This is a genomic window from Microcoleus sp. MON1_C1, assembly GCF_036701945.1.
Taxonomy (GTDB): domain Bacteria; phylum Cyanobacteriota; class Cyanobacteriia; order Cyanobacteriales; family Microcoleaceae; genus Microcoleus.
In genome coordinates this window covers 25,046-40,706 of sequence record NZ_JAUBRO010000020.1, presented here as the reverse complement: position 1 = coordinate 40,706, position 15,661 = coordinate 25,046, and the positions used below count along the sequence as shown (strand labels likewise).

The window sequence follows — 15,661 nt, the reverse complement described above, 5'->3', positions numbered from 1 at the left end:
TCAAATCAGAAACCGAAGAGTTACATAAATAGCCGCAGTTATTAATTGCACCGCCATCACAGGCAGCCCGTAACGCAGAAAAGTTTGAAAAGAAATCCGGCGCCCGTGCAGTTCAGAAATTCCCGCCGCCACTATATTAGAAGAAGCTCCTACCAAAGTGCCGTTTCCCCCTAAAGTTGCTCCGTACATCATCGCATAAAACAGCGGCAGCACAGCAGGTGGAAACTGCCCTGCAAAATCCGGAGCCAGCACCTCTGCAGGTGCGAGCCCGATATTGACAACATACTGTTTTAGCAGTGGCACCATCGCCACTACCAACGGAATATTTGGCACCACGCTCGACATCAAACCCACAAAAAATAACAAAACTAAAGAACCCAGAAAAATATTCTTACCTAAAATCACTGCTAATATTCCAGATATACTGGCGATAACTCCGGTTTTTTCCAAACCGCCAATCAGCACAAAGATAGACATAAAAAATAGCAGCGTGCTCCAATCTAAATCCCGCAAAATATTATTAACAGAATCAACTTTGGAATGGTGAGCTAAAAGCATTGCCAAAGCAGCCCCCAACAAAGCAACCGCTGCCGGTGAAATAGGCACGGGTAGAGACTCTCCTATTACAAAAAATGTCAGCACAAAAGCTATAATTACACCGCCCACTGCTAAGATTCGCGGGTGATTAATTGTTGGGCGCGGCAAATGTTCCAAATCGTCTAAGTTCTTGTGCCAAATATCGCGGAACAGCCAAGGCAACATAACTACTATCACTCCTACGGCAATTGCCCCGCCCAAACTTAACTTTACCAGGTAATCTGCAAAGCTCATGTTAATAGCATCGCCGACAATGAATGTCGCCGGATCGCCCACGATGGTCAGCAGTCCCGAACTGTTAGCTACAAATACCATTAAAATCAGTAACGGCACAAAATCTACACCCACTTCTTCTGCCATTGGCGGAATTAATGGTGCTAGCAGCATGACTGTCGTGGCATTGGGCAAAACAGAACAAATTGGGGTAGTAATCGCAACAATACCCAGCAAGAGATTTTTGCCTTTGCCTTTAGCCAAAAGCACAATTTGAGTTGCCAAGTATTCAAATACTTTGGTAGGCTCAAACGCTCTCACTATTACCATGACTCCGAAAAATAAGCCCAGCGTGGCGTGACTACGACCGATATATTCGATCGCGTTGTTTAACGTCATCACGTGGGTAAAAACCAGAATCACTGCTCCCAGAAATGCCGCAACTGTGAGGTGTATCCATTCTGTAATTATTAACAAAATTACACATATAAATGTTGTTGCAGCAATCACAGCTTGCACGTTTTCCATTTAGTCCCCTGAAAATAATAGAACTTAAAAATTAAAAAGTCTCGGTTCGAGTGACTATACTACTTTCTGGCTCTTCTGTCAATAAATTTAAGTGCTGATTTTGGCAGCAACAAGCTGGGAACGAGTCATCAAGAGCTCTCCAGCACAGGGAAAAAATCACCTCAAAACTACTTCTTTCGGCAGGGTCGCGAGCGCCCAAAGTTTGATATGGCGATCTGGCGATCGCTCAACTACAATGAAGCATGGGCAATCTCTGCCACACTCAACCCCCACGCAGACATTATGGACTACAGCCAAGTGCTCGCCGAAAAAACCGATATTATCGTCCAAAACTGGATTGAAGCAGTTCGTCAGGATAGGAACATTGAAAGCGCTGACGCCTTAACGCACTCAGCAATCGAAAATCACATACCTCACCTGCTGGCGGCGATGGTCACAGTGCTTTCCCAATATCAAAACAGCGAAATAAAACTATTAATTGAAGCCAGTTTAGATCACGGATTTCTCAGAGCAGAACAAGGCTACGATGCTGCAGAAGTAGCCCGGGAATACCACTTATTGCGTCAAGTAATATTCTCGCAGTTAGAATCAGAATTGCTAGCAGGAACCACTGCCGACGTATTCAGAGCTTTTAGGCTGATAGATGCCGTAGTAGACGAAGCAATTGCCCAGTGTTTCAACAGCTACGTCGCTCAGAGGCTGCAGGAACTTCAACAAATCCAAACTCAGTTACAACTCACCAATCAAGAACTCTCTCGCCTTGTCAGCGTCCATCAAGAAAACGTCTACCATTTGGCTCACGAACTTAAAACTCCTCTCAACTCAATTATCGGTTATTCCGAACTATTCCTGCGAAAAGAAAAATGGCAATCTGAAGTCAAAGATACCCTCCCCGGCATCGAACACATCGAGCGAGTATTACGCAACGGCAGACACTTGCTTCGCATGATTAATGACACACTAGAACTTTCTCGCGCCAATGCCGGAAAAATTAAACTTAACCTGCGGCCCACTAATGTACAATCTGTAATTAACACCGTAGTAGAAATGATGCAGCCAATTGCTGATGCTAAAGGATTAAAGCTCGCTGTTACCAGCGAGTGCGCCCCAACACAAGTAATCGCCGACGCACAGCGGCTGCAACAAATTTTGACCAACCTGGTGAGCAATGCCATTCGCTATACAGAATCTGGTAGCATCGAATTAAGTTGCCACCCTGCGGGAGACGGAAAGTGGGCGATCGCAATTACAGATACCGGCATTGGCATCGCCCCGGAAGATACAAAGCGCATCTTTGACCCCTTCTTTCAAGCAGGAGAAGCAGGCAAACAGCTCTTTCCCACCGAAAGCACTGGCCTGGGATTAGCAATAGTATCGCGGCTCGTCACGCTGCTGCAAGGCAAAATCGAGTTAGTATCAGAAATAGGAGTCGGCTCAACTTTTACCGTCATTCTGCCGCAAGAAGTTAAAATACTCCAAGAAGTAAGCTAAACATTAAGTTCAAATTTTTACATCCGAAAATCCTATGCCCGCAGCCAACCTTAGCCCTTCCACCACAGCCTTTCCCCTCACCGCCGTAGTCGGGCAAGAAGCAATCAAATTAGCTCTGCTGTTAGCAGCAGTCGATCCCGGATTGGGAGGAGTTGCGATCGCAGGCCGCCGCGGGACAGCAAAATCAGTAATGGCCCGCGCCTTGCACTCATTACTGCCACCCATTGAAATTGTTAAAGATTCTTTTTGCAACGCCGAACCTAATGATATTCTTGCAGAACAAGCATCAGGCTTGTTACCAGAAAATGGCGGGCAAGATACCCACACCACCGATAGTAATTCCTTAACTACTGAAATAATTCCCACACCATTCATTCAAATTCCTTTGGGTGTCACGGAAGACAGACTCTTAGGTTCAGTCGATGTCGAACAATCAGTAAAATTCGGCCAAACCGTATTTCAACCCGGACTCTTAGCCCAAGCAAATCGAGGCGTACTATATGTAGACGAAATTAACCTCCTCGATGACAACATTTCCAACCAATTGCTAACAGTATTAACCGAAGGGCGCAACCAAATAGAGCGCGAAGGCATTAGCTTCCAACACCCCTGCAAACCTCTATTTATCGCCACCTACAACCCCGAAGAAGGGCCGCTGAGAGAACATTTGCTCGATCGCATCGCGATCGTACTTTCAGCCGACGCAGCACTCGAAATAGAAGAAAGAGTCTATGCAGTAGAACAAGCTTTATCCTACTCCAGCTCTCCCCAAGACTTTCTCAATCAATACAGCGAAGACACCGACAACCTCAAAACCCAAATCATCCTAGCCAGAGAATGGCTCAAAGATGTCAGCATTAAACGCGAACAAATTGCCTACCTAGTAGAAGAAGCCATCCGGGGTGGCGTTCAAGGACACCGCGCCGAAATCTTCGCAGTCCGCGTCGCCAAAGCCGCCGCCGCCATGGAGGGACGCACAGAAGTTAACGCCGAAGACCTGCGCCGCGCCGTAGAATTAGTCATCGTACCCCGCGCCACCATCATCCAAACTCCCCCAGACGAAAACTCTCCTCCTCCTCCCCCCCCGCCGCCTCCCCAAAAGCAGTCAGAACAAGAACAAGACGAACCAGAAAACGAGCAAGAAGACGAAGAAGACCAAGAGGATGAAGACAACCCGGAACCTGAAGAAGAACCAGAAAAAGATACCATTCCCGAAGAATTTCTCTTCGACCCCGAAGGCGTAATTCTCGACCCCAGCGTGCTTTTCTTCGCCCAAGCCGCCAGCCGCCAAGGCAAATCGGGCAGCCGCAGCACCATTTTCTCGGAAGATAGAGGCCGTTACGTCAAGCCAGTTTTACCCAAAGGCCCCGTCCGCCGCATCGCCGTTGACGCCACCCTCAGAGCCGCCGCACCCTACCAAAAAGCCCGCCGCGACAGGAATTCTAACCCCCCCCAACCCTCCAGCAAGGGGGGGCAACAGGCGAGTCAACCCCCCCTTAGCAAGGGGGGGCAAGGGGGGGTTGAGCGCCGTGTATTTGTGGAACAGGGAGACATTCGGGCGAAGCGCTTGGCCAGAAAAGCTGGAGCTTTAGTCGTATTTGTCGTCGATGCCTCCGGTTCGATGGCCCTCAACCGGATGCAGTCGGCCAAAGGTGCAGTCATGCAGCTACTCACAGAAGCTTATCAAAGCCGCGACCAAGTTGCTCTCATTCCCTTTCGCGGGGAACAAGCAGAAGTGCTGCTACCGCCGACTCGCTCGATAGCCTTGGCCCGCAAGCGTTTGGAACGGTTGCCCTGCGGAGGCGGTTCCCCCCTGGCCCACGGTTTGACTCAAGCAGTGCGGGTGGGAGTCAACGCGCGGCAGTCTGGAGATATCGGTCAAGTTGCGATTGTCGCCATTACTGACGGACGCGGCAATATTCCTTTGGCTCGTTCTTTGGGCGAACCGATTGTAGATGGAGAAAAGCCTGATATTAAGCAGGAATTGTTAGAAATTGCTGCCAAAATTCGCGGGTTGGGAATGCAGTTGCTGGTGATTGATACCGAGAGCAAGTTTATTTCGACTGGCTTTGCGAAGGAATTGGCCAAGACTTCTGGAGGGAAATACTATCACTTGCCCAAAGCTACCGAACAGTCGATCGCAGCTATGACTAAAAATGCTCTGCGCGACGCGATCGGCTAAAATCCTGATACCCGGATTTATCTCCGTTTATCTGCGGTTAAAAATCAAAAAATTAGACTTTTTGCCAAAAAAAGTCTAATTTTTAACTCTCACTCTCCGGCGACTCAGCGCCAGCGAACCCGCAACTAAACCCAACCCTACCACCGTCGAAGGCTCAGGAATTCTTACGCGCAGAGGCTCCCGCCTTACCGTTGCCCGGTTCTGGGTTGAAAAAGTTGTACCTTGGGGGGCTTGATCGGTCTGAGCCAGCAGCAAATTTTCTGAACCCTGCCATGAAGCAGCGGTAGAAACGGCTCGGACATTAGCTGCAACTGCAGCTTGACCGCTGGAAATAACGGCGGCGACAGCCAATAAAATCCCGGCTGTAGGGGGCAATAATTTGCGTTCAAAAAAGGTGGGCATTGGATATTACCTATTTAGCAGTTTGTCGATAGAACTCAATCTTTTCATTAATTTTATCGGTATCCTCTGCCTGAGCTACTGTCTGAGCTACCTTAGCCATTAACGGAACCGATTTTAGATTTTAGATTTTATTTATATTTTATATTTTATATTTTAGATTATTGAAGTTTCTGGTCCCTAGTTTCAACTAAGTCGCAAATCAACAACCTAAAATCAACTGTGGCCCCTGCCTCTAGCATATACTCCTTAATCCCCAATCGTAAATCCCCCCTCCCAAATAGATTGACTTCAGCTATCTGTGATTCGATCGACTTTAAGCTAGCCCTTGGCCGCAGATAGGGCCGGCCCTTTAAACTCTATAGCTTTGGAGCGAGGCGCAACGGTGCCACACAGCAACACGGCACAGACCTGTACGCAGTCGATTATAAACAATCGAGCCCTGGTTGGGAGTGATTTCACCCCCCTTCTTTATCAAATCTTTAAACTCTTTCAGATTTTGCAAACAAAGTGTAAAGCTGTCAAAATGATAGATAGCAATTCTCAGCCAAAATTAGGTAAATCCTCGTGAGTAACACTAGCAATTTCCGCGAAGCCGTGCGCGAGGCCAAAAACCACGCGCTGGTAGGCCCGAACGTCATCTCCAACGCTCTCCCCTTCGTGGGCGGCGGACTTGTCTTAACTGCTGTCGGCACCTACGGCGGCCTCGGAGTGATCCGTAACTATCCCGGGATCTTCTTTCCCACCTTCATTGCCGCGATCGTCGTAGAATTAATTCTCTTCTTCATCGCCCGCGGCGCCGCCGAACAAGGCAACAAAAACACCGCCTTGCCCCTGCTGGCAACCTACAGCCTGCTTTCCGGCTACACTCTCAGCGGATTGGTATTTACAGCCCTCAGAACCCAAGGCGTCGGCATCTCCGGCATCGCTTTTGCGGCTCTCGGATGCGGCATTACCTTTATCGCCGCCCGCCAAATTGGCTCCAACCTTTCTGAACAAGACGGCATGGCCCTCACCAAAACTATCAGTTTAGGTGTGATTGCTTTGTTAGTCGTCGTTGGCGGTCAGTTTCTGCTCTCTCTATTTGGCGTCTACACCCCAACCTGGTTGGAAATTGGCATTTCTGGCATCGGCGTGTTTATATTTGCCGGCGCTGCGATCGTCGATTTTTACATATTACCCCGCAGCTACCGCGACGACCAGTATTTGCCCGCCGCTCTGTCGATGTACTTGACCTACATCAACTTGTTCATTTTCATTCTGCGCCTGCTGATTGCTATCAACAGCCGCGATTAATTGAAACTTTAGCTTATTAAAAAAAACCGCGGCTCGATCGACATCGGGCCGCGGTTTTTTTTATTAAGATTTGGAATCAAGATAGTCGTCATCGCCTCCTCTGTCCCTCATACAAAAAACTTATATCATGTTCACAGTCGGCAGGCATAAGGTATAATTTTAATTTTTAATCACTCAATCAAAGTTCTTGTTATCTAATTGTGTCGATCGCGATTTCAATATTAATCACAAATTAATCGGGGAAAACTCATGTACTTAAAATATGAAGATATCAGAAGAGTCAGCGTAGAAATTACCTCCAGGTGCAATGCAGCTTGCCCGCAGTGTCCCCGCACCGACAACCCGATTTTGCCGGGGGCGGAATTAAAGATGGAGGATATTGAGAGAATTTTCCCACAAGAGTTTTGCTCTCAGTTGGATTTGGTGTATATGTGCGGCAACTACGGCGATGCTATGACTAGCAATACCACAATTCCCGCGATCGAGTATTTGCACCGCATGGGAGTTCCTCATATCAGCCTGTACACCAATGGTAGCGGACGCAATCCAGACTGGTGGCAAGCCCTGGCACAGGCGATGACAGGAGAACACGATCGCGTAATTTTTAGTATCGACGGGTTGGCAGATACTAACAGCATCTACCGCCAAAATACCAACTGGGACAGGATAATGCAGTCGGTTAATGCCTTTATCCAAGCTGGCGGAAAAGCTGTATGGCATTACTTGATATTTGAACACAACCAGCACCAAGTAGAAGCAGCGCGGGATTTAGCCCAACAACTAGGATTTGTCGAGTTTGTACCGAAAGCTACCTCTCGTTTTGTGGCGAAAGAGATTTATGACAAAGAGTCCGCAAATCAACAGCCTCAGAAGGCAGAAAACTCTCAGGTAGATGCTAAGAGCGATCGCCCCAACCAACCAGCAACAACTAATGCGTCAGCCCCTCAAAATCAAACACAGACCGCTGTTGGGTTGCACCAACAAGCTGAGGACTTTTTGAAACAAGGACAGCTCTCAGAGGCGATCGCAGCCAGCCAACAAGCCCTAAAAATTCAGCCTAATTTTGCAGCAGCCTGGAAAACTTTAGGAAATGCTGTTCAAGCTATGGGGCAGATGCAAGCAGCAGCAGATTGTTACGCCAAAGCCCTCAAAATTCAGCCTAATTTTCCAGAAGTTTATGCTAATGTCGGCAGTCTTTATGCTCAACAGCAACAGTGGCAGCCAGCTAGTGCTTATTACCAAAAGGCGATCGAGCTTAAACCCAATTTTGCTGGAGCTTATCGCAATTTAGCTCAAGTTTTGACACAGTTGGGGCAACCAGAAAAAGCCAATTATGCTTGGTATCAAGCTATAGCTATCGAAATCTCTCAAGCACCCGCTCAAACTCAGCCTATCCCATCAAAGCCAGCCAGCGAAGAACTCCAACCCCCATCATTGGAACAATATAAAAATCCACAGGGAGACCAATTTATCCAAGCTGTAGAAAAATTTGGTAGCCTAAATAATTACTACCGCAATGTAGAAATTAGCTGTCAAACTCAAGCCACCCAAGAGATTTTCATCAGTTTTGAAGCGGAACTCTGGCCTTGCTGTTGGGTAAGTCATACTAAATACGCTGTTTATAACCACACTTACAGACCGCAAATGCTGGCTTTAATTGAAAAGTACGGAAATGGCTTTAATTCTCTGAGAACTCAATCGGTGAAAGACGCGATCGCAAGAGATTGGTTTCGCGAAGACCTCACAAAAAGTTTTTCCTGTTCTAAAAGGTTGGATGTATGCGCTCACGAATGCGGTAAAACTTTCAATTCAACAGGTTCGCAATATATATAAGAAGTCAGTTGACTGTTGACTGTTGACTGTGGACTGTTGTCACAAAATAGAAGGAAGAATGCGGTGAAGCCGATCGAATTTCATGTCACGATTCAGGCAGGTTATCGGGATCGATCCCTTGCGATCGCAAATACTCAGCTAAACGTTCGGCTCGCTGTCGTTCTACCCTCAACTCTTCGCGCATCTGCCCCGCCGCTACATCCGGCAGGGGATAGATATTTCCAGACTCATCGTACCAAACCAAAATTTCTTGCTCTATGCCCCCAATAACTTGCTGAGATCGCCCTATGCCCAATCCCACTTCTGGCATCCAATAGGGTTCGCCAATCTGCTGCCGGTACTGCCCGTCAATCAGCTTGTAGGCTTCAAACGGTTGATGCCGATCGCGCCGCCAAAATTCGGGGTTGTAAATAATGTAGTACAAAACCCCTAACCCGGCATAAATCGACATTTTATCGTCGTACTCTCCACCGGGTTTGTGAGACACCATTTCCAATGCTAAGATCGGCACAACCTCGTTTTCTTCCCAGACAGCATAGCTGCGGCGAGATTTGCCTCCTTTTCGGCGCTCCACCCCCAAACTGAGAAACCCGTCGGGGACGACAGGCACTTTGGGACTTATTCCTGTGGTATGATACACCGCCATATCCACCCCAAAGTACCAATCCATGCGATCGGACCAAATACCGGTCAGGACAAACAACAATAGGTTGGGTAGCAGATTCTGGTCTTCGTTATCCACAGGCGTATCGTCCGAACAGGGCAGGTCTTCGGTGGACGGCAAGCTTAATTTTAGTTCTGGGGAAATCATGGCAGTTAACTTCCATTGAGAGCGTTAACCTGATTTTAGATTATAGCAACTTTTTTTGAATGGGGAATTTTTAATGCGGTAAAGTTTTTAATTCAACGGGTTCGCACTATATCTAATCAGGAAGAAGCAATAACATTTTGTTTGTTGAAATATCCCAATTTCAGCTAAACTTAAAAATACACCCCACAACTAGGAGAACTCACAGTGGAAGTTCTAGACATCAAACACAATATCGAAACATTGTCCGATCGACTGGGTACAACCCAGGACTATCTTTGACATCCCCGCACTCACAGCCAAAATTCAAGACTTAGAGCAAATCTGCGCCCAACCAGCATTTTGGGACGACCAAGATCGAGCTCAAGAAACTCTCCAAGAACTCAATGACCTCAAATCTCACTTAGAACAATACAGCAATTGGCAAACTAGCTTAGAAGACGCTAGAGCTATTTTAGAACTGCTGGAGTTAGAAGCCGACGAGTCCCTGTTCCAAGAAGCCTCATCGAGTCTTTCTCAGTTAACCCGCGAACTGGACCAGTGGGAACTGCAACAATTACTATCTGGGCCCTACGATGAAGGCGGCGCTGTTTTGACAATTAACGCCGGGGCCGGCGGTACAGATGCTCAAGATTGGGCGGAAATGCTGCTGCGGATGTACACCCGCTGGGGGGAAAGTCAAGGTTACAAAGTACATTTAATGGAAATTTCCGAGGGAGAGGAAGCAGGTGTTAAATCTGCTTCTTTGGAAATTGTCGGCCGCTACGCTTACGGTTATATGCGATCGGAAAAAGGCACTCACCGTTTGGTCAGAATTTCGCCTTTTAATGCTAACGACAAGCGTCAAACCAGTTTTGCTGGCGTCGAAGTGATGCCAATTCTCGATCGATCCGTACAGTTGGACATTCCAGAAAAAGATTTGGAAGTCACTACTTCCCGCGCTGGCGGCAAGGGCGGGCAAAATGTTAACAAGGTAGAAACCGCAGTCCGCATCGTTCACCTTCCTACTGGTTTGGCCGTCCGCTGTACAGAAGAACGCAGTCAGTTGCAAAATAAGGAAAAAGCTTTGGCATTACTCAAGGCTAGGCTGTTGGTGATTGCTAAGGAACAGCGGGCTTCGGAAATTGCCGAGATTCGCGGCGATATGGTGGAGGCGGCTTGGGGCCAGCAAATTCGCAACTATGTTTTTCACCCCTATCAAATGGTCAAGGATTTGCGTACAGGGGTGGAAACAACCGCCATCGCAGATGTAATGAACGGCGAATTAGACCCGTTTATTCAAGCTTACCTGCGGCAGGAAAATCAGTTGATAGCCCAAACTGATTCAACCGCGCGAATCTAATTCGCGCCTTGACATACAAAGTCTGGCTGTGCAAACTAAAGAATCAAGAGCGGTAATGGCCGCGGATTTGCTATAATTTTGGGGTTTTGGCCGATCGCCCGACCTTCAACAGGTCGCGCGGTCAAAAACCTTGATATGATAAAACTTGATCTGACAAACACTAAGGAGAAATAATGACCCAAGTTGTAATAGGCGAAAATGAAGGGATTGAGTCAGCCCTGCGACGGTTTAAGCGACAAGTTTCTAAAGCGGGTATTTTCCCCGACATGAGAAAGCACCGCCACTTTGAAACTCCGTTGGAAAAGCAGAAGCGCAAAGCTATTGCCAGAAGGACTAAGAGACGCTTTCACCGCAATAACAAGCCCTAGAATTATTAGCACTAAATTGATTCGGCAGATATAATGCCTTGCGATTCTAGTACCGCAGCGACTCGGAGAATCACCGCTTCGCTGTAGGGAGCACCAATAATTTGTACCCCCAAGGGCAAAGCGCCGGGCCGCTGTACGGGCACGCAAAGAACGGGCAAGCCAATAAATGATAGGGGTTGGGTGAACAGTCCGAGATTGGGACGCACTAAGATTTCTTGTCCGGCTATTACCATTTTCTCGACGCCAATTTCAGGGGCAGCTATCGGGGTTGCGGGTGCGAGGATGATGTCTGTTTGTTGGAATATTTCGCGAATTCGATCGCGGTACCACTGTCTGAATCTCTGGGCTTGCAAGTACCAAGTCGCAGGGATCAGGGTTCCCGCTAAAAAGCGATCGCGCGTGGCAGGATCGAAGTCTTGAGGGCGCGATCGCAAATTGTCTAAATGCAAGTTTCCCCCCTCGCAAGCGGTAATGATAAATGCCGCAGCCCTGGCGCGATCGGATTCCGGTATGCTGACAGTTGCAAGCCCCCCTATTTTTGGGGGGTTTGTTGTTTTTTCTGTCCATATACCACAATCCAATATATTTGTCAAGGCTTTAGCAATTATTTCTACAGCATCCATTGCTTCCGGTTGAGTTCCTGTGGCGAAATACCCGTCAGCAACAGCAATTCGCAATCCTTCGATGCCTTGATTTAACTGCGGCGAACACAGTTCTGGCGGGCGTTGAGTGCAAACTGGGTCACGAGAATCAGGGCCTTGCAGGATATCGTACAGCAGCGCCATATCTCTGATCGATCGCCCAAACGGCCCCACACAATCCAAACTACCCGAAAATAAATAAGCGCCAGCCCTGGACAAACGGCCGTAAGTAGGCTTAAACCCAAAGACACCACACAAAGCAGCCGGTACGCGGATGGAACCGTTAGTATCAGAACCGAGAGTGAAGGGTACAAAACCGGCGGCGACTGCTGCTGCAGAACCGCCGCTGGAACCGCCGGCGATGCGCGTAGTATCGCGGGGATTCCGAGTCGGCCCGTAGTGGCTGTTTTCCGTGACGAAACCGTAGGCGTACTCATCCATGTTGAGAGTACCTACGAGCACAGCCCCGGCTTGTTTGAGTCTGGCGACCACCGCCGCGTCCTGGGTAGCCGGAGGATTGTCAGCGTTGATTTTTGACCCTGCTAGAGTGGTAATTCCGCCGATGTCGAACAGGTTTTTGACTGCGAAGGGAACGCCTGCTAAAGGGCCTGGGTTTTCGTTATTTGCGATCGAATTATCTATTTTTTCGGCTGCTGCGAGTGCGCTTGATGCAGTGATTGCAGTAAAGCAATTAAAAGCTTTATCCTTAACAGCAATCCGTTCCAAAGCAGCATTTACCGCCACTGTAGCCGTAACCTTACCCGATTTAACCGCCGCTGCCGTAGCAACCGCATCAGCCTTATCTAAAAAACATCTGCGTTCATCTGCGTTCATCGGCCCTCATCTGCGGTTAAAAATCTAAGGTTCAAACACCGGCGCGACTTCTACTTCTGGGGGTAAAGGAAACTCAGTAACGAGTCGGGCGATCGCAGCTATCCTCTCGAAGTTTACCACAACGCCTGGACGATGTTCCGGGTCTAAGGGTAAGTTTATCAGTTCGGCGGTGCGATCGACATATTCTTCTACATTTACCATGAGTCCCTCCCAAAAAAACATCAGCGTACATCCGCGTACATCCGCCCCCATCTGCGGTTAAAAATCTCAGGTTCAGATATAAGTGCGATCGATTATTGTATTGTAATCGCGATCGGGCTGTCAGTTGTTATTGCTCAGTTTTTTGTATTCCTCGGATTGTCTGATATCATCTAAAGGCGATTTTGGCTCTACTGGTTCATCAGCACAAAACTTTATACATACCTGTGTTTCACCCAACTGTAAATTTTCATTAACTTCTATTTTAATCTTTCCTTTTTGCCAACCCTTAGAACCTATTTTGAGAACTTGACAATCGATTCCTTCTTTAGGGGAGTTCCAGTTTATTTCAGATCCCAAAATTATTATTTGTTCGTTAATCCGCAGCTCGTTCATACAATCAATTATCTGCTTTTTACCTCCTTGGAGATTATGTTCTACATAATACCCAAGTATCTTACTAAACTTGCTGGCGGTTAACTTTTTAAACTTACGCACCATAAAAGTAGCTTCATCGAATAACAAAACATCATCATCACCAACTGTCTCATAGTTATTATTGGATTCAATTTTTTCGTTCATTTTATTTCACAAAATTCTGCTCCTTCCTATTTGATACCATTTGAAGGTATCTGAGTCAAGGTGGTAAACAAATAATTTGCGATAAGCGCACTTTTCCAACTCAAACACTGACAATTTCCCCCAACTTCTCAACTGCAACATCAAGCGGATGCAAAGCAAAATCCTCAGCATCCATCAATTCCTTAACCTTCTCAAAAATCTCAACCTCCGCCTCTTCTTGGTCTGTCAGCTTATCATAAAAATAAGGATCTGTAAACCACTGTTCAAACGCTATCATTAACAAGCCATTGGGCGAAAGTTCAAACCGCCAATACTTAGAAACTCTACTGTCAACCACTTCAAACATCGGTGCCGGATTCTCCATCGGATAATAGCTAAAAATATCGTCGCAGATGTAGTACCAAATACTACCTTGCCATTCTCGGATAGCGTAAACAACATATTCTTTGCCTATTGTTAATGACAACTTAATTTTTTTAGTGTAACCGCGTGGCGGATCTATATATTTTTCAGGGAGAGATTCACCCGTATTAGCAATACAACGAATTTTCATAACTTGATGACCTACAAATTTTTAGGAGCAATTTTGGGATACTGTCGCTTGAACTTAAACTCCACATCTTGAAGAGTCTGACTGTTCCGAAACCAATGAACTTGTACGGAAGCTCCATTAATTTCAAAAGCCTCAATACTTGTCATTTTATCCCAATCTTCAGAATTCCCGCTATAAACAGCAATAAGTCTCGGCGCATCCCCCAACAATCTATCTGTACCGCGACGAATTACTTTGCAATTACCAGCCTTAGCATCTTGCAGTAGCAGTTGCTCCTGCAAATTTCTAGGACTCTCATCGGGAATAGCACCTTGATTCACAATTTAACAGCTTCAAATATTGTTTGTCAAATACCATAAAAACTAATTTTAGCAGGTGCAGTTTCCGCCAGCAACTTTCCGCGTGAAATCACATACCGAACCGCAGCGCGCCTCCTAATTGCATCGTAACAATCATCAGCATCCAACACAATCAAATTTGCAGGTTTCCCCGCATCTATCCCATAATTGTCATCTCCCAGATTGAGAGTTTTAGCACCGTTGACAGTGACCATATTAAAACAAGCTGCAATCTCAGCCATTCCCGTCATCTGACAAACATGAACCGCCATATGAGCGACATCCAACATATTTCCCGTACCTAAACTATACCAAGGATCTTGCACACAGTCGTGGCCAAAACTCACATTCAATCCCTGCAGCCACAACTCCTTAACTCGCGTCACCCCACGGCGTTTGGGATAAGTATCAGCGCGGCCTTGCAGGGTGATATTAATTAAAGGATTGGCAATAAAATTAATTCCCGATTTTGCCAAACTTCCCATCAGCTTAAAAGCATAAGCATTGTTATAAGAACCGAAAGCCGTCGTGTGGCTAGCCGTCACCCGCGAACCAGCCCCGCTTCTAATCGCACAAGCTGCTACAACTTCCAAAAATCTCGACTGTTCATCATCGATTTCATCGCAGTGAACATCTATTAATCTATTGTATTTTTCCGCAAGTTCAAAAATTCGCTCAACCGACTTCACCCCATCTTCCCGCGTCAACTCATAATGGGGAATTCCGCCCACAGCATCCGCACCCATATCCAGAGATTTCTCTAAAAGTTTGTCATTTTCTGGACTTCCATAAATCCCGTCTTGGGGAAAAGCCACAACTTGCAGAGTCATCCAATCTTTGACTTGTTCTCGAACTTCCAAAAGTCCTTGCAAAGCAGTCAGCGTCGGTTCGCTAACATCAGCGTGACTCCTGACAAACAAAATCCCTTGAGACGCTTGCAGCCTTAAAGTTTCAACAGCCCGTTTTTTGACATCATCCAGAGTTAAACCTTGCTTTCGTTCCCCCCAAATTTGAATTCCCTCGAACAAAGTGCCGCTTTGATTCCATCGCGGTTCCCCCGCAGTCAAAGCCGAATCGAGATGAATGTGCGACTCCACAAAAGGAGGACTAACTAAATTGCCTTGAATGTCGATTTCGCGTTCGCCAAGTTCTGAGATGTGCGGCGAAACGGCGACTATTTGGTCATCCTCGATAGCAATATCTACCGTTGGGCGATCGTCGATCGCACCTAACAAACGACATTGGCGCAGAACAATGCTATACTTTTGCTCAGGCATGACAATTGCACCTAAATTTAACACTTGTAAACGTGATCTTTCCTAGTTGCTACTCAGCCTAGTGAGACCAAAAAAATTCCCCAATCACTTGCGAACCCCCTCCTTCTCCTCCTCTGCGTCCTCTGCGCCCTCTGCGGTTAAAAAATCTTACTCAAAAAACCAACCTCTAACGAGAATCACC

General features: G+C 47.0%; 15 protein-coding genes. 6 read left to right on the top strand and 9 right to left on the bottom strand.

What is annotated here, in order from left to right; all coding sequences use genetic code 11:
- Entirely contained in the window at positions 1–1,338 is a 1,338-nt protein-coding gene (locus tag QUA62_RS13360) for an ArsB/NhaD family transporter (protein ID WP_333404572.1), read from the bottom strand.
- Between the two features lie 207 nt (positions 1,339–1,545).
- On the opposite strand from QUA62_RS13360, the gene QUA62_RS13355 reads away from it, so the two are divergent.
- Both QUA62_RS13355 and bchD read left to right on the top strand, forming a co-directional pair.
- On the top strand, positions 1,546–2,829 hold the full coding sequence (locus tag QUA62_RS13355) for a HAMP domain-containing sensor histidine kinase (RefSeq protein ID WP_333404570.1): 1,284 nt from the start codon (positions 1,546–1,548) through the stop codon (positions 2,827–2,829).
- A gap of 34 nt (positions 2,830–2,863) precedes the next feature.
- Entirely contained in the window at positions 2,864–5,011 is a 2,148-nt protein-coding gene (gene bchD, locus QUA62_RS13350) for a magnesium chelatase ATPase subunit D (protein ID WP_333404568.1), read from the top strand.
- A 75-nt stretch (positions 5,012–5,086) separates the two neighbouring features.
- On the opposite strand, the gene QUA62_RS13345 is transcribed toward bchD, so the two are convergent.
- On the bottom strand, positions 5,087–5,413 hold the full coding sequence (locus tag QUA62_RS13345; RefSeq protein WP_333404566.1) for a PEP-CTERM sorting domain-containing protein: 327 nt from the start codon (positions 5,411–5,413) through the stop codon (positions 5,087–5,089).
- A 564-nt stretch (positions 5,414–5,977) separates the two neighbouring features.
- Here QUA62_RS13345 and QUA62_RS13340 point away from each other — a divergent pair.
- The gene (locus QUA62_RS13340; RefSeq protein WP_333215010.1) at positions 5,978–6,706 is read left to right on the top strand and encodes a Bax inhibitor-1 family protein; all 729 of its coding nucleotides are present in this window, start codon (positions 5,978–5,980) and stop codon (positions 6,704–6,706) included.
- A 249-nt stretch (positions 6,707–6,955) separates the two neighbouring features.
- Entirely contained in the window at positions 6,956–8,539 is a 1,584-nt protein-coding gene (locus tag QUA62_RS13335) for a tetratricopeptide repeat protein (RefSeq protein ID WP_333404564.1), read from the top strand.
- 85 nt (positions 8,540–8,624) lie between these two features.
- On the opposite strand, the gene QUA62_RS13330 is transcribed toward QUA62_RS13335, so the two are convergent.
- A complete protein-coding gene (locus tag QUA62_RS13330; protein ID WP_333404562.1) occupies positions 8,625–9,350 on the bottom strand; it encodes a Uma2 family endonuclease in 726 nt (241 codons plus the stop codon).
- 204 nt (positions 9,351–9,554) lie between these two features.
- On the opposite strand from QUA62_RS13330, the gene prfB reads away from it, so the two are divergent.
- Both prfB and rpsU read left to right on the top strand, forming a co-directional pair.
- A protein-coding gene (gene prfB, locus QUA62_RS13325) for a peptide chain release factor 2 (protein ID WP_333321884.1) occupies positions 9,555–10,689 on the top strand; the annotation gives its coding sequence in 2 pieces (ribosomal slippage) (positions 9,555–9,626 and positions 9,628–10,689; 1,134 coding nt in all).
- A gap of 173 nt (positions 10,690–10,862) precedes the next feature.
- Positions 10,863–11,057 (top strand): 30S ribosomal protein S21, encoded by a 195-nt coding sequence (gene rpsU / locus QUA62_RS13320; protein WP_006632476.1) that lies wholly within the window; start codon positions 10,863–10,865, stop codon positions 11,055–11,057.
- An 11-nt stretch (positions 11,058–11,068) separates the two neighbouring features.
- Here rpsU and QUA62_RS13315 read toward each other — a convergent pair whose 3' ends face one another.
- From QUA62_RS13315 to codA, 6 genes are all read right to left on the bottom strand, one after another.
- Positions 11,069–12,532 (bottom strand): AtzE family amidohydrolase, encoded by a 1,464-nt coding sequence (locus tag QUA62_RS13315; RefSeq protein WP_333404560.1) that lies wholly within the window; start codon positions 12,530–12,532, stop codon positions 11,069–11,071.
- Between the two features lie 24 nt (positions 12,533–12,556).
- Positions 12,557–12,733 (bottom strand): DUF4089 domain-containing protein, encoded by a 177-nt coding sequence (locus QUA62_RS13310; protein ID WP_015176516.1) that lies wholly within the window; start codon positions 12,731–12,733, stop codon positions 12,557–12,559.
- Positions 12,734–12,853: 120 nt separating this feature from the next.
- Positions 12,854–13,312, bottom strand: coding sequence for a KGK domain-containing protein (locus tag QUA62_RS13305; RefSeq protein WP_333404558.1), 459 nt, complete (start codon positions 13,310–13,312; stop codon positions 12,854–12,856).
- A 100-nt stretch (positions 13,313–13,412) separates the two neighbouring features.
- Positions 13,413–13,865 (bottom strand): hypothetical protein, encoded by a 453-nt coding sequence (locus QUA62_RS13300; protein WP_333404556.1) that lies wholly within the window; start codon positions 13,863–13,865, stop codon positions 13,413–13,415.
- 11 nt (positions 13,866–13,876) lie between these two features.
- Positions 13,877–14,185: a hypothetical protein gene (locus QUA62_RS13295; protein WP_333404554.1), complete on the bottom strand. Its 309-nt coding sequence runs from the start codon at positions 14,183–14,185 to the stop codon at positions 13,877–13,879.
- Positions 14,186–14,211: 26 nt separating this feature from the next.
- Positions 14,212–15,480 carry a cytosine deaminase gene (gene codA / locus QUA62_RS13290; RefSeq protein ID WP_333404552.1) on the bottom strand — a complete coding sequence of 423 codons (1,269 nt, stop codon included), beginning with the start codon at positions 15,478–15,480 and terminating at the stop codon, positions 14,212–14,214.
- Positions 15,481–15,661 lie beyond the last annotated feature (181 nt).